At 55.4% G+C, this 22729-nt stretch carries 15 protein-coding genes; 4 read left to right on the top strand and 11 right to left on the bottom strand.

Annotated elements, in window-relative coordinates; translation table 11 throughout:
* Window positions 1-727, bottom strand: a 727-nt coding sequence (locus tag KP699_RS10790; protein WP_215762613.1) for a hypothetical protein, incomplete at its 3' end; no start/stop codon positions are given.
* 440 nt (window positions 728-1167) lie between these two features.
* On the opposite strand from KP699_RS10790, the gene KP699_RS10785 reads away from it, so the two are divergent.
* The gene (locus KP699_RS10785; RefSeq protein ID WP_374196931.1) at window positions 1168-2307 is read left to right on the top strand and encodes a lipase family protein; all 1140 of its coding nucleotides are present in this window, start codon (window positions 1168-1170) and stop codon (window positions 2305-2307) included.
* Between the two features lie 112 nt (window positions 2308-2419).
* Here the strand turns inward: KP699_RS10785 and KP699_RS10780 are convergent, their stop codons facing one another.
* From KP699_RS10780 to KP699_RS10770, 3 genes are all read right to left on the bottom strand, one after another.
* Window positions 2420-4765, bottom strand: a complete 2346-nt coding sequence (locus KP699_RS10780; protein WP_215762612.1) for a TonB-dependent receptor — start codon at window positions 4763-4765, stop codon at window positions 2420-2422.
* Window positions 4766-4974: 209 nt separating this feature from the next.
* The gene (locus tag KP699_RS10775; RefSeq protein WP_252346972.1) at window positions 4975-6126 is read right to left on the bottom strand and encodes a Xaa-Pro peptidase family protein; all 1152 of its coding nucleotides are present in this window, start codon (window positions 6124-6126) and stop codon (window positions 4975-4977) included.
* A gap of 147 nt (window positions 6127-6273) precedes the next feature.
* Entirely contained in the window at window positions 6274-6906 is a 633-nt protein-coding gene (locus KP699_RS10770; RefSeq protein ID WP_086656501.1) for a TetR/AcrR family transcriptional regulator, read from the bottom strand.
* 200 nt (window positions 6907-7106) lie between these two features.
* Here KP699_RS10770 and KP699_RS10765 point away from each other — a divergent pair, with 200 nt between their 5' ends.
* The 3 genes from KP699_RS10765 to KP699_RS10755 all read left to right on the top strand — a co-directional run bounded on the left by KP699_RS10765 (window position 7107) and on the right by KP699_RS10755 (window position 9884).
* A complete protein-coding gene (locus KP699_RS10765) occupies window positions 7107-7790 on the top strand; it encodes a Fe2+-dependent dioxygenase (protein WP_025824967.1) in 684 nt (227 codons plus the stop codon).
* Between the two features lie 259 nt (window positions 7791-8049).
* The gene (locus KP699_RS10760; protein WP_215762610.1) at window positions 8050-9078 is read left to right on the top strand and encodes a Dyp-type peroxidase; all 1029 of its coding nucleotides are present in this window, start codon (window positions 8050-8052) and stop codon (window positions 9076-9078) included.
* Between the two features lie 11 nt (window positions 9079-9089).
* The gene (locus KP699_RS10755) at window positions 9090-9884 is read left to right on the top strand and encodes a family 1 encapsulin nanocompartment shell protein (protein ID WP_215762609.1); all 795 of its coding nucleotides are present in this window, start codon (window positions 9090-9092) and stop codon (window positions 9882-9884) included.
* A 68-nt stretch (window positions 9885-9952) separates the two neighbouring features.
* Here the strand turns inward: KP699_RS10755 and KP699_RS10750 are convergent, their stop codons facing one another.
* The 7 genes from KP699_RS10750 to KP699_RS10720 form a co-directional block, all read right to left on the bottom strand.
* Window positions 9953-11971 carry a phosphocholine-specific phospholipase C gene (locus KP699_RS10750; RefSeq protein WP_215762608.1) on the bottom strand — a complete coding sequence of 673 codons (2019 nt, stop codon included), beginning with the start codon at window positions 11969-11971 and terminating at the stop codon, window positions 9953-9955.
* A 36-nt stretch (window positions 11972-12007) separates the two neighbouring features.
* Complete coding sequence (locus KP699_RS10745; RefSeq protein ID WP_215762607.1) at window positions 12008-14398, bottom strand: TonB-dependent receptor; 2391 nt, start codon at window positions 14396-14398, stop codon at window positions 12008-12010.
* A 263-nt stretch (window positions 14399-14661) separates the two neighbouring features.
* Window positions 14662-15555 (bottom strand): serine hydrolase, encoded by an 894-nt coding sequence (locus KP699_RS10740; RefSeq protein ID WP_252346969.1) that lies wholly within the window; start codon window positions 15553-15555, stop codon window positions 14662-14664.
* Between the two features lie 94 nt (window positions 15556-15649).
* Window positions 15650-17725 (bottom strand): alpha/beta fold hydrolase, encoded by a 2076-nt coding sequence (locus KP699_RS10735; RefSeq protein ID WP_215762605.1) that lies wholly within the window; start codon window positions 17723-17725, stop codon window positions 15650-15652.
* Entirely contained in the window at window positions 17722-18996 is a 1275-nt protein-coding gene (locus tag KP699_RS10730) for a serine hydrolase (protein ID WP_215762604.1), read from the bottom strand. The genes KP699_RS10735 and KP699_RS10730 overlap by 4 nt, the downstream gene beginning before the upstream one ends.
* Window positions 18993-21440 (bottom strand): penicillin acylase family protein, encoded by a 2448-nt coding sequence (locus tag KP699_RS10725; RefSeq protein WP_215762603.1) that lies wholly within the window; start codon window positions 21438-21440, stop codon window positions 18993-18995. The genes KP699_RS10730 and KP699_RS10725 overlap by 4 nt, the downstream gene beginning before the upstream one ends.
* A gap of 1 nt (window position 21441) precedes the next feature.
* Window positions 21442-22650: a D-amino acid dehydrogenase gene (locus KP699_RS10720; RefSeq protein WP_215762602.1), complete on the bottom strand. Its 1209-nt coding sequence runs from the start codon at window positions 22648-22650 to the stop codon at window positions 21442-21444.
* Window positions 22651-22729: the final 79 nt, after the last annotated feature.

Here is a 22729-nt window from a genome sequence, read left to right as displayed (position 1 = left end):
ATTTTCTCGCTGCGGCCAAGACAGGGGCTGGATTATAGGCGTCCCGGTTTTCAGGGTTTGGAGACAATGCCCAGTGGCAGCGCAATATGGGCACGCAGGCCATGCGGCTTGATGTTGCTGAGGGAAAGCTGCCCGTTATGGCGACTGGAGCCGCAGCGTTACCGGAAATACCGTCCGTAGCAGAAGATACCGGAGCAGATGCCCCGGACGATTTCTCGGGTTGCGGCTGCATGAACGCAGAGGTTTTCCAGAAATCAGGCGGTGAGCCACTGGGCACATTGCGGCGGACACATCCGCGCACAATGCTTGAACACACTCCGTCTGTGCCCACCAGCATATCATCATCACCACTATAGTACACATCGCGCACAGTCCCATCGACAATGCGGAAGTCAGCAATACAGCTATTCCCGTCCCCACCGCCAACATCTCTGACAATATTGACAACAGACTGCACCGGAATAAGCGTTGAAGACGTGGGCGCCCCAATATTACGCCCCCGCTGATATTCAAAAATTTTTACATGACTGTTGATGATCTGCGTTTTAGCCGGAACACCCGCACACGCCTGCACGTCTTCTTCCGTCATACCAATCATGATCACCTGCGCCTTATGCGCCGTGCGGGAGGCGTAATAGCCGCATCCCCCCAGACCCAGCAGCAGAGAGCCAGCAGAAAGATGCACAGCAGATCTGGTAACAAAACGCGCAACAGGCAGGGTCTTCACGGGCAGGCTCATCTCTATGACAGTCTCAGATGATAAGAGCTAACGAATTTCCCGCCGCCTGCCAATATGAGCATAAAGCGACGGTAAACTGGACCCTGCTCCGGCCTCTCAGCACGCAGCACAACACCGCCCACAGGCGGCCTGAACGCGACATACCAATTCGCCCGAAAGACCAGCCAGACGTAACAGACTAATTGTAGTGCAACGCCGGTCAACACTGGCTGTTCCATCTATTTCCCATGAAAAATTCATCACGATTTCACCCCTGTGACAAACATTTTTGTGCATAGAGATCATTCCTTGACAAACCCTGCCCCGCACGATCCTCTGAAACCTGTGAATTTGAATACATAAAGACAAAAGTAAGGATTTTTGTTGTGAAAGAATTCAGACATTCCTTTAAGCGCGCCTTTCTGGCTGGCACCAGTCTGCTGGCCGGTCTGGGCTTTGCCCTGCTTCCTCCCGCCAGTCAGGCCGCCTCCACACAGACCGCGAAGAAACCCGGCACCCTCACGGCGTCAGCGCCCCTGCCTGCCGCTCTTACGCTACCTGAGGCAGGGCGTTCGCTCCGCCTTACCTACCTGTCCACCAACGGTGTTACTGGCGAAGGGCTGGTTCCGGTAACAGAAGAAGTCATTCTGCCTGCGGGCAAACCCCCGGAAGGCGGCTGGCCTATTGTGGCATGGGCGCATGGTACAACCGGGGTGGCTGACCATTGTGCTCCGTCCTGTAACCCGTGGTCCGAGCGGAATCGCACCTATCTGTCCGCGTGGATGAAGCGTGGCTTTGCTGTTGTCGGCACCGATTATCAGGGGCTGGGTACATCCGGCACCCATGCGTATCTAAATACACGGGTGGAAGCCTACAGTGTGCTGGATGGCGTGCGCGCGGCGCTGGCCTCTGTGCAGGGGCTACAAAACAAGATCATAATTGTCGGACAGTCTCAGGGGGGTGGCGCGGCATTTGCTTCCGCAGCCTATGCACCGGACTATGCGCCAGACCTGAATATCCGGGGCACTGTGGCAACAGGTGTGCCTTATGTGTCGCAGGAACTGCTCCAGCATATGGCCACATCCGGCGCGCATGAAACGGGTTTTAACCCGGTTATTGTCTACACGCTGTATCTGGCGCAGGGGCAAAGCGGATATGATCCCTCCTTTAAACCGGAAAGTGTTTTTACGGACAAAGGTCTCCCCGCTTATCGTGCTGCGGCGGATCTGTGCGTGCATCCGCTGACAGATAAAGCCCGCGCTGAGGGCCTGAATTTCAGCAACGCCGTCAAACCCGGATACCAGAAAGCACTGGCCCCGGCTCTGGAAGCCATGCTGTATCCGACCATGAAGCTGAAACAGCCGCTTTTTGTCGGCACAGGGGAAGTGGATCAGGATGTACCGCCGCCCCTCCAGCTTGGCCTTGTTAAAGCCGCCTGCGCCGCAGGGACAATTGTGCAGGCTCATATCTATAAAGGCCTGAATCACGACCAGACCGTCAATGCTTCCCTGCCGGATTCAGCCGCTTTTACAAAAGCTGTGATGGCGGATCAGCCCGTGCCTTCAAACTGCACGCCCACGCCTGAATAACACCCTGTAGACTGGGTGGCGGGATTGTCTCTCCTCCTGCCACTCAGGTGTTTTCAGTTTTAAACAGACAATTTCTGAAAAAATAAAAGCCAGAAATCCATTTCATATTTTTTTAGAGATCAATCCGCATACGGCCTCCCACCATGCGTGGTGTCCCCGGCACACCGAAAATACCATTCAGGCCAGTCTCACGGGTAATATCGTAACGCCGGTCAATAATATTATTGGCATAGGCGCTGATGGACCATTTATTGCTTTTGGGTGCAAAGGCCAGGCCAACATCCATCAGGAAATAGGCAGGCATTTTATAAAGCGTATTCCCCGGAATATTCTGCTGTGCGCCGCGATAGCTGTATTCAAGATACGGCGTCAGCGTCCAGTCTTTCCCCAGTTTTGCTTTATAAGATGCAGATCCCTGCAAGGTCAGTTTGGGGATGCCCATATCCACGCCGTTAAAGCTCTTATAAAACGCGCTCAGCACACCTGTCTGGATATAATGTGCGGTGATAGCCGCGGTATCCAGCGTATTAAAGTCCTGATAATTGCCGCGTTCATAACCAACATGCTGGTGGAGCAGCAAACCCGGTATGGGGTTGGCATCAATTTCCATTTCCACACCCCAGATCCGGCTTTTCGGGATGTTCAGATATTGCCCGACAACCCCGTAATTTGGAACCAGCGCCAGCCCGACCATCTGCTGCCCGTGATAATCATACCAGAAGGCATCTGTGTTCAGACGCAGCTTGTGGTGAAAATAGTCGGACTTAAACCCCACCTCATAGGCCAGAAGAGATTCCGGTTTTGTGGGCGCAAGCTGAGAGGCTACGACGGTATTATTGGCGGTAAACCCGCCCGGCTTGAAACCTTTGCGAATGGACCCGTAAAGCATCAGGTTATCCAGCACCTGATAGTCAATCCCGCCCATCCCGGAAAACTGATTGGTCAACGCTCCGTGTTTTCCATATTTATTGTCAAACGGGGTAGGGTACAAGGGCGTATTATAACGCAGGGTTTGCATATTAAAGAGGGTGCGATCGTCCGACTCATGCGTCACTCCGCCAATCAGATGCAGCCGTTGTGTCGCCTCAAACCGCAGATGCCCGTACTGGCTGAAAGCCTGCTGATCCTGATTATAACTGGTGCGCTGGATATAGGGGCGTGTGCCTGACTGAGTATAATCGTTAAACAGCGAGGTATGCATGGTTGTGCGGTCATAATACATCCCGGCAACCCACTGAAACCACTTTTGAGACGGTCTGGACGCCAGTTTGAGTTCCTGAGAGAACAGATTGGCATTTGTGTTGACGTTCACATCATAAATTGCATACCGCGTGCCATCCATATCCATCAGGTTATGCACATACATCTGCTGGAATGCGCTGGTCGCTGTCAGATCGGCAAAGCTGAGATGCCGCGTCGCATTGATGCCAGCACCCCAGAATGTATTATCGTAAGAGGGCTTCGCGTTTCTGGAATACCCGATCGTTTTTAAAAACTCCGGACAGAACCCCCATCCTGTGTCGCGATTATTGGCATACGCTGGTGTTCTGCGGGAAAGATCCTGAATATTATAAGCGCCCATAGCGTCTGAATTATCTTTGATCCAGTTACCGGTAAACAGCACATCCGTCTTATCATCCGGTTGCCATGCCACTTTGGCACGGAGTCCACCCTTGTTGGCGTTCCCAAGAGTTTTTCCGGTATCAATGTTTTTCTGAAAACCTCCACCCTGCTGTGTAAAACCGGCAATACGATAGTGCAGACGTGAGGTGATAGGGCCGGACAGATACAGATTGGTAATGCTACGATTATACGTGGCAATATCTTCCGATGCGCCATAGTGCAGTGTTTTTGTTGGATCAGCCGTTTTCAGATTGATTTCCCCCGCTGTTACGGTCTGCCCATGCGTAAAGCCGGAGGGGCCGGTGCTCACATCCACGCCAGCCAGATCAAAAAGAGCCGCACCAGCCATATAACCAATCGGCAGAGCCACTCCATCCACATACGTCATGACAGATGGCGTGTTGTTGGAAGTAAAATCATTCAGCCCGACGCCACGCAGAGTGAAATTGACGCTGGAGCTGTTTCCCTGTGGCTGCACCGTCAGGTCCGGAGCCAGATTCATCAGCCCCTTTACATCCGTCACCTGATGGCGCGCCAGTGTTGTGGCATCAATGTGCGTGACAGAAACACCGCGATGTTGCATGGCCCCCTGCCCGAAGGCGTTTCTGGCACGGCTGACTGTCAGTTCCTCAGACTGCCCATAGGCAGGGCCACGTTTTTTCCTGTGCGTTGCCACGGGCACAGCAGAAGATGCAGGGTGACGAGGCGCAGCCTTCCCTAAGCCTGAAGTAGGGCGCACACCGGAGGTCTTAGCCTGTGCTGTTTGCACAGCACCCACCGTGGAGAACACCAGCGCACTCGTGCAGAGGAGAAGAGTGTTTTTATATCGTAACATTTTCAACTTCAGCAGCCTCTCGTCAGGTTTCAGACAATGCATCGTTCAGGCAGCAGCCTGACGCGTGGATTCAGAAAACTTTTGGGAGAAAGACAGTTCTGTCTTTATTTGTTGTTTATTTGTAACAATAAAAAGCAGGAATCTGACAATCAGGTTGACCCTGAGAGAGTACTCTCCCTGAAATCAGGAAGAGTTTTCTCGTTTCTCTTTCAGGAGAGTGTCAGATCATCGCGCTCAGCAGGATATCTGGTCAGGATTTCATAGCCTGCTTCTGTCACCAGCACGGTATCTGAATGCCGGAACCCTGCGATCCCTTTGAGATAAATCCCGGGCTCAATACTGAACATCATTCCCGGCTGGAGCACATTGTCTTCCCCAACCGCCAGAAACGGCGCTTCATGGCTGGTCACGCCAAAACTATGGCCAGTGCGGTGCAGCGGAACGTCATAACCAGCTTTTCTGGCAATTTCCTGACAGGCTGCATCAATTTCGGCCCCAATGGCACCCGGCCTGAGCAGGGAATACGCCTTATACCGCATTTCCATCATGGTATCGAATGGCCTGCGGGCGTCTTCAGGGCAATGTTCCAGAAAAAATGTTCGCTCAATTTCCGCGCCATATCCGTTGATTTTTCCGGCAACCAGCCCCAGAAATGGCCCCCCCGGCTCACACGGGGCCGTCAGGCATGAAAAATTATGCGGATCATCCGTGTAAGCCGGCGGCTGGATCAGCCCCGCGGCATGGGTGGACATCACATTATAATTGGGCGCTTCCGCCAGACATCGCTGGTAGAAATACGGCGTGACATTTCCAATTGCCTGCACTACCAGAGTGCCGTTTTTAACAGCGCCCAGCATCATGGCCAGTGCGTGTGTCATGACATCACTGGTCCAGGCAATACGGGCAATTTCATGCGGGGATTTAACTTCCCGCACGGTATCAATCACATTCAGGATCTGCGTCGGGTTGCTGATAAGAGCACTCAGATAAGCGGGGCATGCCCCCTCAATCCCCACTGTGCCCTGCGCAGGCAGAACGTCCAGCAGTCGGTCAGACCAGCGCGTGCCAGCGCGGGCCGGGAATTCCGCATACTCAACAAGTGTCAGTTCATCCCCCACCCTGTGCCGTTCAACATGGGCTCTTTCCAGCCGGGGAATAATAAAAGTGAGCGCCGATGCCGTTATAACCAGCACAAATGGCCGCTCATGAACAAAATTCGCAAAGTTTGTCAGGTAGTAAATATTGTCCGGATTGAATGAGATATAGGCAGAAAACCCTGCCTGCTCCATCTTCTCGCGGACTTTTTTCAGGCGTTCGGCAATTTCCTGACTGGAAACCTGATGAGCACTCAAAGATGGCATCGTCACGTTATACCCTTTCTGGCGTTCAGGGCGCCTTTCCCGCAGGAAGGCCACCCCGGAAGCGTGTATAACAAGCAATACATCCTACTTGTTTATGAGTCGTCAAGAGATTTATTCCAAAAGAGCAACAAGTTCCGGCCTGTGCCCTCAGGGGGTGTCTTTCACGATTGCCAGAAGTTCCGCGCGTGAAAAGCCACACCAGATTTCGTAAGCCTCTTTCAGCTCACTCAGCGGTGTGCCCCGCGCAATTTCAATGGCAACCCCCCGCAGGAACGTGGAATTCAGCAGGCGCAGCATCACAAATTTCGGGTCTGGCTTGCCGTGCTGCCTGCCGGAAAGCCACCCCGTCATAAACTGGTCAATGCGGGCCAGCACTGGTTCTGTTGCCGCAGCCAGTTCCGGATCACTCCGCCGGGCCAGTTCAATTTCTACCGTAGCAATAAAATCCGGCCCCTCCGTCACAAGGGTCCACATGGCGGACAGCATAGCGTCCACCCGCTGTTCTGGCTGGCTTTTATGCCGCATGGCGGGGCGGTACAGACGTGTGCGCTTTAGCGCATAATGCCGGAGCACCATGGCCATAATCTGAGCTTTTGCCGGATAATGATGTTGCAGAGCCCCCAGACTGACACCCGCCGCCTTTGCAATGCGCTGGATTGTGGTGGCGGCATAGCCCTGCGTTTGCAACAGGGTAACAGTTGCCTGAATGATTTTTGTCCGTGTGGCTGTGCTGCGATCAGCCTGTGTGCGGCGGCGCACTGGAGAAGAAGGGGCTGGCATACGGTACGGATCACTCAACTTATTATGGCAAGGAGCCGGGAAAAACATGTGTTTACAAGCACTTCACCGATAATGGAAACCCTTTCCGACGCATGGCGCAGAATTGAGAACCGCTGGGCACCCCCGAGCAGGTTGCAGCAGGGCGCGCGGTTCTGCCATTCTCCCCCGCACAACCAGAAACCCCTGAACGGACCGTCCGCATGCTTGTTCATATCCCCAATGTTCTGACACCGGAAGAAGTTGCCCATTGCCGCGCAACACTGGAAAAATCTGAATGGGTGGATGGCAAGGTGACGGCGGGAGACCAGTCCGCCAAGGCCAAGTACAATCTCCAGATCCCGCAGGACAGCGCAGAATGTCGGGCACTGGGTGAGATCATTTTACGGGCACTTGGCCGGAACCCGACCTTTAACAGCGCAGCCCTGCCCCTCCGCGTCTTCCCGCCTCTGTTCAACCGGTATGATGAGGGCATGCGCTTCCACGCGCATGTGGATAATGCCATCCGCCCTGTACCGGGCACCGGCTTCCGGATGCGAACGGATGTCTCCTCCACCCTCTTCCTGAGTGAGATGGAGGAATATGATGGTGGGGAACTGATGATTCAGGACACATTTGGCGTGCAGAATGTCCGTTTTCCGGCCGGAGATATGGTGCTCTACCCCTCCAGCAGCCTGCACAGCGTCAGCCCGGTCACGCGCGGGTCACGCTGGGCCTCCTTCTTCTGGTCCCAGTCCATGGTGCCGGAGGACACACAGCGCACGCTGCTGTATCAGTTTGACCAGTCCATTATGGAAATCCGCAAACTTCTGCCGGATGATAACCCGGCTGTGCTGGGCCTGACCTCCACCTATCACAACCTGTTGAGACAATGGGCGCAGCTCTGATCAACCTCTGCACGCTTCCCTGCTGCCCGTCGGTCTGTTGCCGGACGGGCAGCCGATAAGCCCTCTGCTATGCCGCCTGCACACCCTCTGCTCAGCACCGGATTTATGGCGTGATTGCTCTGGGTTATCAGAGGCCCTTTCGGGCTCCTGATTTTGTGTTTTCTGTGCGGCCCTCCCTTGCCAGATAAAGCGATCTGCCTATGGTCAGTCTGCCTGATCTTTTTCAGGCAGACGCCACTTGCAGGGGAGTTTCAGTCCGTTGGTCACACCGCAGCCCGTTGATACAAAACTGACTCAGGCCGCCGTTTTCCTCGTGATGACGCTCAGCGAGGATGAGTCCGTTAACCCGCAGGTGGTGGACCTGCTTGCAGACCTCTCCTCCCTCGTACGGGGGGTAGGATTCCGCATCCCTGATGGCCTGCTGAGCTGCATTACCGGCATTGGCTCCCACGCGTGGGACCGCCTGTTCGGCCAGCCCCGCCCTAAAGACCTCCACCCGTTTCAGGAAATTAACGGGGTGCATCATGCGCCCTCAACCCCCGGAGATTTCCTGTTCCATATCCGCGCAAGCCGGATGGATCTGTGCTTTGAGCTGGCCGCAGCCATTGTCTCCCGTCTGGAAGGCGCTGCTGTAGTGATTGATGAAGTACACGGGTTCAAATATTTTGATTCACGGGACCTGCTGGGCTTTGTGGACGGCACGGAAAACCCGGAAGGTCAGGCCGCAAAAATCGCGACCCTGATTGGCGAGGAAGACCCGGAGTTTGCCGGCGGCAGCTATGTGATTGTGCAGAAATACCTGCATAACCTGAAAAAATGGGAAGCCATTCCCACGGAAGTTCAGGAACATATCATTGGCCGTAAAAAGGTTTCTGATATTGAACTTCAGGACTCCGCGAAACCCAGCTACGCCCATAATGTGCTGACCAATATTGAAGAAAACGGCCAGCAGCTCCAGATCGTGCGGGATAACATGCCATTTGGTGAAGTGGGCAAAGGGGAATTTGGCACCTATTTTATTGGCTATTCCTGCTCCCCGGCACGCACGGAGCAGATGTTGCAAAACATGTTTGTGGGGAAACCTGCTGGCAATTACGACAGGATTCTCGATGTCAGCACGGCTGTGACCGGTGTGCTGTTTTTTATCCCCACAGCGGACTTCCTCGATAACGCAGCCGACAGGGCTGCCGCCCCGGCTGATAACGCCACGCCCGCCCCTCCGGCAGAGACACCTGCGCCTGCCGCACCCCCGCGTGATGGCTCCCTTGGTATTGGCTCACTGAAGTAAGGACACGTAAGATGAACAACCTGCACAGACATCTGGCCCCGATCTCCAGCGCCGCATGGGCTGAAATTGAGGAAGAAGCCGCCCGCACCATCCGCCGCCATCTGGCTGGCCGCCGTGTGGTAGATACCTCTGAACCCAAAGGCACCGCATTCTCCGGCACGGGCACAGGCCACGCCACAGCCCTCAGCACCCCGGAAGACGGGATTCAGGCAGTCCGGCGGGAAGTTCTGCCGCCGGTGGAGGTCCGCGTTCCCTTCACCCTCTCCCGCACCGAGATTGATGCCGTTGAACGTGGCGCTCTGGACGCAGACTGGCAGCCCGTGAAAGACGCCGCCAAAAAAATAGCGTTCTTTGAAGATCGCGTCATTTTTGATGGCTATGACGCCGCCGGTATTCCCGGCATCCGTCGCAGCAGCTCCAACACACATCTCCAGTTGCCAACCTCCGCCAAGAACTACCCCGGCGTGCTGGCGGAAGCCCTGAAGAACCTCCGGCTGGCGGGCGTAAACGGCCCGTATTCTCTGGTGCTGGGTGCGCAGGCCTATCAGGCTGTGACAGGCGGTGGTGATGACGGATACCCGATCATCAAACATATTGAGAGCATGATTGACGGAAAAATCATCTGGGCCCCGGCAATTGAGGGCGCGTTCCTTGTCTCCCTCCGCGGGGGCGATCTGGCGCTGGAAATCGGTCAGGATTTCTCAATCGGGTATCTGAGCCACACGGGCACCACGGTTGAACTCTATTTGCAGGAAAGCTTCCTGTTCCGTGTTCTGACGGATGAAGCCACGGTGGTCATCGACTAACCACCCGGCTCAGACAGTCACTGGTTCTGCTCACCGCGGCAGCGCCAGTGACTGTTCAATGTAATCCGTTATGCCTGCATGCCCATATGCGGGTCTGTGCGACTGGGCTTTCCATTTTCCATATGGCCCGCCAGATGCACAAGCAGCGTGCCGTCCTGCGCATCATACACAGCCAGATCATACCAGTTATCAGACGCCACCAGAGGCCAGGACGTGCTGGCGGAAGAACCGGACGGCAGAGTAAGGGTATGACCGGCTGAGCTATAACGCTCAGCAACACGCACAGTGCGGGGTGCCTGCGCTGAGTTCTGCACAGTCAGAACAACCGCCCCGTTATCAGGATCTTCCCGCAGACTGCATTCCGGCACGGCCTTCCCGTAAAAACCACGGAAAAAACCGTTTGGCCCGTGTACTGTCAGAGAAGACGGTCCGCTGTTATCCACCGGCACCGCAACACTCTGCCCGGCAGAAAGGGTGTAGTGGCGCGCTGTCCTGCCATCCCGCACGCGGAACACAGCCCCCTGCACGCCAGTATTGAGAAGCTGCACAGCCCCCGCATGCCAGTCGGCGTGCAGGGCGTAAGGGAGCGCGCGGGCGGGGCGTTGCCCGCTTTCCTGCTGCGGCATAGTCTGATGGGCAGGCACAACAGGCTTAGGCAACGCACAGGATTTGCGGGTTTCTGCCAGATAGCTGTCCGTGCGGGGCAGCGTGGCCTCCCAGCGGCGGTCCCGCTGTGCAAAATCAAAAATGGAGGTCATGTCTCCGCACACGCTGCGCCGCCATGGCGTGATGGTGGGGCATGCCACCCCGAAGCGCGCTTCCAGAAACCGCAGCACAGATGTGTGGTCAAAAACCTGCGAATTCACCCAGCCCCCTTTAGTCCATGGGGAGATAACCAACGCTGGCACACGCGGCCCAAGGCCCACCGGTTCTCCGTTATAGTGCTCTCCATCGGTCGGGACCGTGCAGGCGCCCTGTTGTGCACCCAGTGCCGGGACCGGGGGCGGCACATGATCAAAAAACCCATCATTTTCATCGTAATTGAGAATAAAAACGGTTTTGGCCCAGACATCCGGGTGCCGGACAAAAACATCCATCAACTGGGAAATCAGATATTCCCCATAGCCCGGCGGGGCATTGGGGTGCTCGCTCAGGGCTGTGGGCGGCACAATCCATGAGACCTGCGGCAGTTTGCCCTGCGCAACATCGCGCTCAAACGCTGCAATCAGATAACGTCCCTCAGTGGTCTGCATATCGGCAGGACCAGAGCCCTCCACAATGCTGCGCGCCCCACGATACGCCCATGTATTTTTATCGACATTCCGGAATGCCGCAAAAGAGGCCAGAGGGTTATCACCAAAATTATCGTATTCCTGATACACTTTCCAGGAAACGCCCGCTTCCTGAAGTTTTTCAGGGTAAGTGGTCCAGTCAAACGGTTTGAAATCCGGCTTGTCATGCGTAATATCGGCAGACCAGTTGCCATCATCAACATTCTCAACAGCCTGCTTGCCCGCATTCCCCACAGCGAGCCCGTTTGTGCCGGTAAAAAAGTACAGCCTGTTCGGGTTGGTAGGGCCAAAAATCGAGGCATGATAGGCGTCACAAATCGTGAATGCATCAGCCAGAGCATAGTAATATGGGATTTCGTTACGGGTGAAATGCCCCATGGTCATGGGTGTTTTGTGCGGCACCCATGTATCCCAGTTATTCCACTCCGCCTGCGTGTTTTTCCAGCTATGATCAAGACTGGCCAGACAGGCACTCGATGTATGCGCGGTATTAAACAGAAAAGGCAGGACATACCTGCCTTTTCCGTCAGGCTGCGCAAAGACACTCTTGCCGTCCGGGCGATGCTCGGCACGCGGGTCCCCGTAGCCACGCACGCCTTTCAGGCACCCGAAGTAATGATCGAAAGAGCGGTTCTCCTGCATCAGGATCACCACATGCTCTACATCCTGTATCGTGCCGGTTACTGTGTTGGGCGCTATGGCAAGCGCCCGCTTCAGGTTTTCCGGCAACGCTGCTCCGGCCGTTGCAGCGGCGCTGAACTTCAGAAACTGGCGACGATTAGGACCACGGAGCATGAAAATATCCGTTACAGGAGATCAACAGAAAAGCTCTTAGAAATGCTTGCGCACGGTAAAGAAGACCATGCGCGGAGCACCAGCCTGAAGAGTTTGCAGGCTGCCCGTCGGGTCAGTCGGGCGGAAGCCCGCGCTGCCAACAGTCGCGACATAGCGTTTGTTGAACAGGTTCGTCACGTTGATCTGCATATCCAGACCACGCAGCGCCCAATTCTGGCTATGGAAGCGATAGCCGACATTCAGGTTAAAGATGTCGTTCGGCTTGATCCACTGGTCATTGGTATAGGTATAGGTCCGGCGGCCCTGATACTGCATGCCGAAATTACCCCAGATCGAGCCATCATCATAGCTGATCTGCACGTTTGCCAGATTACGCGGCATTGCCACAACGCTTTTGCCACGGGTGTTGTAGGTAATGCCACCTGTCGTCAGATCATCATTATAGGTGGACTGGTTATAGGCATACGAGACGTAGAGAGACCAGTTATCCGTAAAGTGATAGTTAAAAGCAGCATCAATCCCGCGCGCAGTCACACCGCCACCATTGACAAGAATACTGGGAATACCCTGCACGTTATTGGTCGCATTGGGGGTAATCGACAGAAGGCGATTTTCAAATTCAATGTAATACCCGGTCAGAGAGGCCTGAATACGCCGGTTATGGAAGCGATACCCGATTTCTTCACTATAGGACATTTCAGGACGCAGAGAGTTTTTAGAGGCCGCATAGGCTGCACTCGTCATAGCGAACGGGCTGGTGGCACCTGTAGTTGAGTTATCAAAAGCCGCCATGTTTCTTGCAAAATCAGCAAAAATTTCATTGTGGCGGTTCAGGCGATAGTTCGCGCCGATCTGCGGCAGGAAGCCGTTGGCCGAGGTTATGGAACCGCCGGCATAGGTGTTGGTCGGCACAGGCACACCCATCTCATTCCCTTCAAGCTGACGACCACGGTTGTCAACAACGAGAGATTTGAACCCGTAATTCAGCTTAAGAGCCGGAGTAATCTGCCAGGTATCCTGCAAATGGAACTGGTAGGTTTTGGTGTTGAACGCACTCTGCCACTGGGTTGCAAAGGAATTCCCACGGAACCAGTGGACGGAACTGCCGGTATAGCGATCCTCGCTCAGCGGATAAAAGCGACGGGCCTGTTCAAAATCGTTATTTTCAAACCAGAATCCACCTTCAATTGTGTGATGCCCGATTTCATAAGACAGGCTGCCAATAAAGCCTTCACGATGAATATCATATTCCGTGGTACGGACGGACAGCGGAGAGCCGCCCAATGCATCAGGGGTCGGCGTATAAGGGGTGGCGTAAATCCCTTCGCCCGTATTGGTATGACCGTAAACAGTGGCGGACCCTTTCAGACGGTCCGTCAGGTGGAAATCCAGTTTGCCATACCCCAGCACGTCCTCACGCAGGCCTGCTGAGTTATAGTAAGACTGATCCTGATCCTTGATCCCGGCCGGAAAAGGCGTGCCATTCTGGTAGGCTCTGGCAATCTCTTTGGCGAGACCATAGTTATTGGTAATATTATCCAGCTTATAGCCGATTGTTCTGATCTGCTCTTTGGAAATATCCTGATAATCGTTTTCTGCCCGCTGGCTGTAATCCCCAAACAGCGTCAGTTTTACCTTCTCACCCAGCGGCTGCACGAACTTGACGTTTGCCTGCTGCTGCTGCTGGATGCCAGTACCCTTCCACTTATTGGCATCCTGATAATCATAGGACATATACATGCGGCCACCGCCGGGCAGCGTGCCGGTGTTCACCCGTGCAAACGTCCGCCAGGTTCCGTAAGACCCACCCGTTGCCGCAACGTCCGCACCAAACTTCTCGGTCGGGTCTATGGATGTAAACTCAAGCGCGCCGCCAAGGTCATTCGAGGCCGCAACCCCGACAGACCCTGCCCCCTGCGCCAGAGTAGCCGTACCATTATTTTCCGTCTGCAAAGCGCGGCCAATCGACAGGCCATTATCATTCCCGTAGGCCAGATTGCCCAGCGGAATACCATCCATGGTAAAGCCAAGGCGGCTCTGATCAAACCCGCGAATAATAATCTGCTGAGACCATTCATAAGACCCCAGCGCGTCGGATGATGTAAACATCACGCCCGGCAGTTTGGACAAAGTTTTAAGGGGGCTGGTGCCGGGCGCCACCTGTTGCAGCGCCAGATGGGACAGTTTTTGTGTCTCACGCGCCGCACCCGCACCCAGCACAACAATCGATTCAGACTTGTCTGATTGTGTCGAGGTGACTTTTATTTTCCGGGGAGCCGCAGCCGGTTTATTTTTAGCTGCCGGTGTGGCGCTGGCCTGCGCAGCTTTTTTGCTGTGCGTGCTGGCTGGTGCCGTTTCAGCATGGGCATGATGAAAGAGCAAAGAACTCATGCATGTTGTCAGAAGAAAGAGTTTACTCTGTTTCATGCAGCGTAATTCCTCATACTGAGGCTCCCGGTCGGGGGTTAAATAACGCTGCGTAACCTATCGCCTTGCAGAGGCGTGTGTGTTGTAGTTTGATGATTGTTCTGTGACAGTATTGTTAAAGAACGCAAGAGAAGTTACGGAAAAACAATGTCAAAATCTTTTTATAGAATGTGTTTTTTGTAAATAACTCTTTTTCAGGAAATCACCATTTCAAGCCACGCTCAGCCTGTGCAAAAGATCCAACAAACCTTTAAAACCGCCTGTCAGTCCTTCTTCAAAAAATACAGATACGCCTGATGAGAAAGGGTGTTCAGCACTTTGATCCCGGCCTGTTCATCCGGCAAGCCAGATGTCAGCACCACCAGAATATACTGCCGCCCGTCAGGCAGCGTGACGATGGCGGCATCATTCCGCACACCGTTTACCCACCCTGTCTTATGCGCGACCGGTGTGCCTGCTGGCAGGCCGGGAGGAATAATGTCATTAAATTTCTGCCCCAGCATAATTTTGATCATGCTCTGGCTTTGCGTTTTGCCAACAATCTGCCCGTTATTCAGCTTTTGCAGAAAACTCCCCAGACCACGGGCAGAAACGCGGTTACGAATACCCTGCGCATCCGAGTCAAAATCCTCAATCATACGGCCGAAGATAATACCGCTCAGACCCTGTGCATTCACAACAGAACGGATAGGCAGAACACCCAGTTTTTCAATCATCAGGTTGGTTGCAAGATTACTGCTATACTGGATCATCACCCGCAGAAGCTCTGATACGGGAACAGCTTTTCCCGCCTGCGCGTAAAGAGGGTCATAAGAATCCTCTTTCTGCTCCAGTGCAAAATGTCCCTTTCCGACCAGAGAAGAAAAGCGATTATGCACCGTAAGAGTATCATCCGGATGCAGAGTGCCTTTTGCAAACGCAGCATACGCCGCATCCAGCACAAAAAGTTTGATCGTGCTGGCGGCGTTAATCAGATCATCACAGTTCAGGCACACATCCGGTGCCTGCCCGCTCCGGGCAGCATAAACCGCATAATGTCCGGGCTGATGAGCAACCGTCTCCGCCATCCTCTGCGCGAGCGGCGTGGCACCAGCAGCGACGCCCACACCTGCCTGAGAAGATACCAGAACAAGTCCGGCTATAAAAACTTTTTTCATATCGTTAAAAGTTTTCATTATCTTCATCTGTCCCTCTCCGATGAACAAACCACAGGCCGGAAGAACTCCTGTAAGTCCACCGGCCTTCTGCTGTTTAAGGCTTATGGGCTGCCAGTGTGTGCGCAAAAAACGTATTCATCCACGTATAAGCGGAGAGCCAGTCCTGCATCCGCAAAAACGCATGCCGTTCATCAGGCAGCGCATGTTCCTCATAGGGTACGCCACGCTCTGAAAGCAATCTGGCCAGAAGCGTGGATTGCTCAAACTCTACGTTATAATCATCATCGCCATGCACAAGCAGAACCGGGGCGTGCCAGCGGGCAATATCCGCGGCTGGGGAAGACTGCCATTCCAGCTCATGTGCTTTTCGGTTTTCTTCTGGAGAAAGGCCGGGTTTATCAGCCTCCGTCATATCATGCACGCCGTGGAAATCTGCTCCTGCGGCAAAAATATCGCTATTGCGGGCCAGCGCCAGTGCCGTCAGATAGCCACCCCAGCTCCCACCCCAGATGCCGATCCGCACGGGGTCCACATCCGGTCTGGCTTTAAGATATCTCGCAGCCGCTAAAACATCCCGATATTCATGCGCACCCAGTCTGCCAATATCGGGTGCGTTGCGGAAGGCCTCGCCATAGCCCGTCCCGCTCCGGTAATTTACGGCTAGTACACTATAACCCTGCGCAGCCAGGGTCTGGTTCATGGCATAGGCGTTGGAATAATAGCCCATGCCATTAAAGGCAGGGAGCATCTGACGATGCGGGCCACCATGCACAAAAACCAGTGCGGGACGCGGTGCTTCAGAAGCGTCGTCTGGCACAAAAAGCTGCCCATGCACCTCCTCCCCATCCTCACTCCGAAAAATAACAACTTTCGGGGTGACAAAATGCGTGCCCGCAGGGTGTTGCGGGGAAACAAGCGGTTTTCCCTGGCCTTCGGGCGTTACCATAACCGGATGTGTTGTTTGCACAGCGTTTGCGGCCAGCAGACCAACGCGGCTGCCCGCAACCGCAAGCTCTGTCTCCATATCTTCATTCTGCGTCAGACGCTGGGGTGAAGAGCCATCCAGAGCCAGCCGCCATGCGTGCCATGCATCCAGATTTCCGACATTGCTTGTGTAAAAAAGCATCTTTCCATCCAGAGAAAGCCGGTAGGATGATACCTCCGCTTTATCCGGTGTCAGGCATGCTGGCGCAGCCGTGCCAGAAGCCGGCACTGAGCAGACCCGCATCCAGCCACTCCCTTCCCAGGGGAAGAGAATATGGGCGGAATCAGACCATAAAAGACCACTGCCTTCAGGTGCAAAAAACCGTGAGCCCGGACCAGAAGGCGGTGTCCAGACGGCATGATCGGTATTGTTCTCCAGATCATAAACATGAAGAGACCAGAAAGAGCCTTTCTGACCCTTTCTTTCACTCAGCGGTTTATGCTCACGCACAAACGCTACAGAGCGACCATCCGGGGAAAAAGCAGGCAGACTATCCTGCGCCAGCGCGGGGGCGAGGAACATCATACTGGCGGTCCGGATACGCCATAGTCCGATAAAGGCATGGCTGCCCCGGTCCAGCGTGACCATAAGCGCCAAGCCATCCGGCGACCATTGCAGCGATGTCAGGTTGCCCCGTACCGCCGTAACCTCTTTCGCAACCTTGCCGACCGGACCAATAAACAACGACCCTTTGCGGATAAATGCCAGCATCTGTCCATCGGGGGAAAAGGTCGGGTTCCAGCCTTCACCTGCACGGATCGCCCTGCCATCCTCCCGCACCACATACACATTCTGATGCGTTGCGAAGGCCTGAAGATCAGGGTTAGGGGAAGGATCATCCGGATATTCCGGGTCTCCTCCCTCCACGTAAGCCAGCGTCTTACCATCTGGAGAAAGAGCCAGTCCCCACAAATCTGTTCCGTCATCCTGCGTATAATGCGTCAGGGTTTTTGGCGCACCCGCGGCGTCAGCCACCAGAATGTTGCGTACGCCATTCCGCTTTTCAACCCACGCAAACCGGGGTGCCGCACTGGCCCCGACCAGATCCGTCGCAAACGGCATAGCCAGAAGGGCGCGGATCTGCTGGGCAGCTCCCGCTGCATCCAGCGGAGCGGCATCGGCACCGCCTGCATTCCATACGCTCCCGGCAAGCAGCGCCAGCGCCAGAACAGAACGGCGGCTCATGGCTTCTTTCCTGCCAGAGTTGTGAAAATTTCCTCTTCCACACGGGAGAAGGAGGAATATTTTCCACGTTTTTCCTGATCATAATCCGGGAAACCATCTGCCGCGAACAGATAGGCATCTCCATTTTGCGGATTATACCAGAAGCCGGAATGCAGGCCGTACGCATCCCCCAGATGCCCTCGCAGGCCGCCTTTATATCCCGGATAGGGGCTGGCAGGCTTTCCGTTGGTATCCTCTGTGCCTGTCAGCAAAAATAGGCTCAATCCATATGCGCTCAGCGGGTAAGGACAGACGCCGTTCTGGCCGTTAAAGCTCCATGTCGGGGTTTCCATAGCCTCAATGCTCTGAGGCGTCAGGAGCCTTACTCCTTCCAGTGTGCCACGCTGGATCATGAAGCGTGCCAGACGCGTCAGACCCTGCATGGAAATACGCAAACCACCCTGCGGAGAAAAGAGTGTTCCGTTACTGCCAATTTTATAAGAGGCCAGCGCATCTTTGCTCCACCCTTTAAGGGGCTGGCTGTCTACTGTGGCCTCATAGCCTGAAGGTACGCGCCCGTAGAGCGTGGCCAGACGCTCCGGGTGGTCAAGCGCCATGATGTTGTATCCACCATCAATTTTCAGCGGCTCCAGAACATGATGTTTCTGATACTGGTCAAACCGTTCCCCGCTGACACGCTCAATAATCGTGCCGACAAGCCCGTAACACAGGTTGCAATAGGTAAAATATGTTCCCGGGGCGTGCCCATCATGGACAGAAAAATGATAGTTCTGATTACCGGGTTTATGGGTCGCATCAAAAAAATCCTGCACGGATTTTCCGGGCGGCAAAACATACACATCGCCATCGCGGAGAGTCGATGTATGGTTCAGAAGCATCCGCACAGTAATGGGTGTCTGCGGAAAATCCGGATTCCGCAAAGTAAAGCCAAGATAGTCTGAAACATCGTGGTCCAGATTGACTTTCCCCTGTTCCACCAGTTCCATCAGACCAATGGTCGTCACCACTTTGGAAATTGATGCAATACGGAACAGTGTATCCTGCCTGACAGGAACCGTATTTGCGCCATCCCGCCGCGCAAACCCGCCATAATACTGATAAACAGGCTGACCATGATGCAGTCTGACAGCCGCCAGCGCCGCCAGAGGCTGGCTTTCACCCTGCGTCAGCACAGCATCCATCTGCTGATCCATGGACCGCTCCGGCGTCTGCGCCAGTGCGGTCGTTGTAAAAAACGCCAGAGCCAGAGCGGAACAGAGTTTAGAGTTCATGGCGTTTTTCCTTTTGGGTAAAGTGTAGAGCGGTATCTGGCTTCGGCCTGAACGGCCTGTTCTGAAAAGAGCAGAGGCTGCATCTCCCCTTTCAGCCAGACACGCAGAGCATCCTCGTAATGTCCGCTGCCCGGCAAAGCGGACTGTCCGGGGAAATTCAGGAACAGAGACTGGTCCCATGCCCCGACGTCACACACCATCAGATAACTCGCCCCCCCTGTTACGGCATACGGGTTGCGGCCCTGTTCAAGAGCTTTGTGTGACAGGTTGGGGTTATACCAGCGCGCCATAACGGTATATGCGTCCCCTCCGCTGCGGGCGTCTTCTCCGCCAATCGGCAAAAATGCTTCTGCTATCGCTTTAACGCTATGCAGCGGGTGACGAAGCTGCACCGTATGTAACCGGCCCCACTGCCACGCGGCGGCAACCGGCCCAAGCCGGTCACGCAGTTCATCCACTGCCTGCTGAAAAGCTGTGACAAGCAAACTATTTCTCTGTGTCTCAGGTGCAGTCCCCAATCTTTCATCCGGCGTTTGCAGCAGTGCGAGCAGAACAGAGGCATTGAGCGGCTGTGGCAGCAGGGGGCGCAGATGTGCGGGCACCAGCGCCTGATAGAACAGCGTATTCAGCCGTGTCCACCAGACCTCATACAGCGCGGCCCCGGCGCTGGCTGCCTCAACATGCCCGTCCCACCGGCGCAAGAGGGTCGCTTCCGCCGCCAGATGCGCAGGAACATCCGGCAGAAACCGCACGACGGACAAAGCGAGATGCGAGAGTGTATCGTGCTGCAATGCCACACTCTGCGCAAGAGTGGCGCGCGGAGAGGCCTGAAGAACCTCCGCAACCCGCTGGTAACGGTAAGGGTCCTTCCATTCATAACTCACGCAGCGTTCCGCGTAGGGATAATCCGCGGGCAGATTAAGTTCGTTCGAGGTCCCGAACCAGCCACAAGCCGGATTAAAACTGTTCGGGAGGGCGTCCAGCGGCTGGAGGCCTTTCCAGTCATAACGCCCGTCACCCGGTGCGGGGAGCAGACCATCATACCCGTTACGCCGCTCCGGCAGCCCACCCGCTGCCTGCCAGCCAATGTTCCCGGCGGTATCCGCGTATGTAAAATTTGTCGGGCTGGTATGGAGTTTCAGCGCCTTGCGGAAACTGGCCCAATCACTGGCCAGATTGATTCCAATATTTGCCAGCATGCCATTAGCGCCCGGATACAGCCACGTGGCAGACACTGCCACAGCCCTGTTCCGCGCCCCATCAGCCGACACAACAGGCCCCTGCGCCGCATAACGAAGCCTCACGCTCTGCGCAGGACCACCACGCACCGCAATGGTGGTCTCTTCCGTCTCCATCTCCGCCCAGCGTCCGTTATGGAAATAGCGATCCGGGCGATCGGGATGCATGCGCAGGATAAAGAGGTCTTCCTGATCAATATGAAAATTGGTGCGTCCAAAAGCAAAATGTGCGTTATGCCCCTGCATCACACCGGGCATACCCGGTGCGCCGCCACCAATCACATCCAGCCCCGGTGCCGTCAGATGAATAACATGGCGCGGCCCCGGTGAGCCGAAGCTGAGATGCGGGTCATTCGCCAGAACAGGCCGACCTGTGGCTGTGCGCGTAGGGGCTATGACCCACGCGTTACTCCCTTCATTAGCGCGGCGGTGGTCACCTTCCGTGCGGGATGGAGGTGTATGCAGGCCAGAGAGAGGTGGTCCATCCTGCAAAACCCCAAAAAGACCCAGATCCTGTTCCGTCACAGCCTGCACATCCAGCCCGTCTGGCACCGTAAGGGTGTGAGCAGGGCGCAGGGGCATAATCAGTGCGTCATAAGCAAGGGCGTCCTGCGCGGCCAGCCGGGCACGGCGAACTTCAGCCTGCGTGTTTCCGGTCGCTTCCGCGCGCATCCGCACGAGGTCCAGCACATCCCAGACAAGCGGCGTATACGAAAAAATCCTGAACTCTTCAGGATATTGTTCTTCATTTTTTTGTAGGTGCGCAAGATACGCGTTAATTCCCGCCACGTAGGCACGGGCAGAAGCCTGCACTGTGGGGGGGAGCGCCGCAAATTCAGCCTGCGCATCGCCCCGGAACAGGAAAAGTCTGCTCGCGGTATCAGATGGCACAAAATCCGGACCAAACACTTCCGCCAGCCGCCCCAGCGCGCGGCGATACTCAAAATCAAGCTGCCAAAGCCTGTCCCGCGCAACCAGATAACCATTTGCAAAAAACGCATCCGGCACGGAAGCCGCGCGAACATGCGGCACACCCCACTGGTCTTCCAGCACCTCAACCGGCGCCTCCAGCCCCTCTCCCTCCATGATCTGGAAGTTACCGCTCTTACGGGCCAGAGCAGACGGAGTGACAAAGCCAGCCAGACCCGCGGCCACACCTCCCAGCAGAACACGACGACGGGAAAGAGCGGAGGCGGACTGTTTCATGTTAAGGCTGCATTTCTTCAACAAGATCACGAATAGTCACGGCCGCCCCACAGGACAGCGTGAACCCCAGAGCGCCATGACCAACATTCAGCAACAGGTTACGCCATTGCGTCCGTTCCACCAACGGCACGCCTGTCGGTGTTGCAGGGCGCATCCCGGCCCATGTCACGGCAGACGCGTAAGGCCCGGCGGCAGGAAGCGTTTCTTCCGCCAGATGCCGCAAGGATGCAATGCGCTGCGGGTCAGGCGACGCATTAAGCGCCCCGATATCCACCATAGCGGCAATACGGAGACGCTCCCCCAGCCGGGCATAGACCACACGGTTATCATAATCCGTCACGCTCACATCAGGCAGCAAAACGGGGTCAGCCTCCACCGTCAGGCTGTATCCTTTCAGCCCGTAGAGCGGCAGAGTAAGCCCCAGAGGCTGCACCAGCGTGCGCGAGGCCAGACCTGCCGCCAGCACAACAAGATCTGTCGGTAAAAGCGCTCCATCAACCCGTACCTGGCACGCTCCCGCCTGCCCGGCCTCCAGTGTGGCAACACCGTTTATCAGACGGAATTCTTTGCTATTTTGAAGAGATTTGAGAAGAGACTGGCAGAACAGATAGCAGTCCGCAACTTCATCATCCGGGGAGAAAATCCCGCCTGCCAGTGTGGGGGAAAGACCTGCAAAGGCGGGTTCCACCCGTGCACAGTCAGCCGGGGTGAGCACCTGCTCCTGTTGCGGATTTTTGACATTCTTTGCTGCTTTGGAAAATTTCTGTGCGTTCCTGTAGACAACCAGTTTCCCCGGTTTGCGCCACAGGAAATCCGCCAGACCATCCTGCCGCCACTGATGCAGCGCCTGCTGAGATTGCAGAGCGAGTTTTAAAAGCCGGGCGGCGTTGGCGCTGTTGGTTCTGGCATTACACGCCAGCAGAAAATCCGTCAGCCACCGCCACTGCTTCCAGTCCAGCCGGAGCCGGAGTGAAATTGGGGAGTCAGGCCGAACCATCCATGAAAGGGCTTCAAGCGGAACTCCGGCATCCGCCAGTGGCCGCACGTAGCGGTAGCTCAGTTGCCCGCCATTGCCAAAACTGGCCTGCTCCCCAACATGCTCTTCCTGCTCGACCAGTGTCACGCTATGTCCGGCACGGATAAGCGCATAAGCGGTTGTCAGGCCAATAACGCCCCCGCCGACTACCGTAATTGTCCGTTTTGCAGGCATAAAATCCGCTGACCCCTTGTGTAGAATGACGAGCCCGCTGAAACATGCTCACGCCGGAGTGCGGGGATCTTCTCAGAAG

The sequence above is a fragment of the Acetobacter sp. P1H12_c genome (assembly GCF_018811975.1).
Classification (GTDB): Bacteria; Pseudomonadota; Alphaproteobacteria; order Acetobacterales; family Acetobacteraceae; genus Acetobacter; species Acetobacter persici.
The sequence above is the reverse complement of the archived record's forward strand: the minus strand, read 5'-3'. Positions and strand labels throughout refer to the sequence as shown.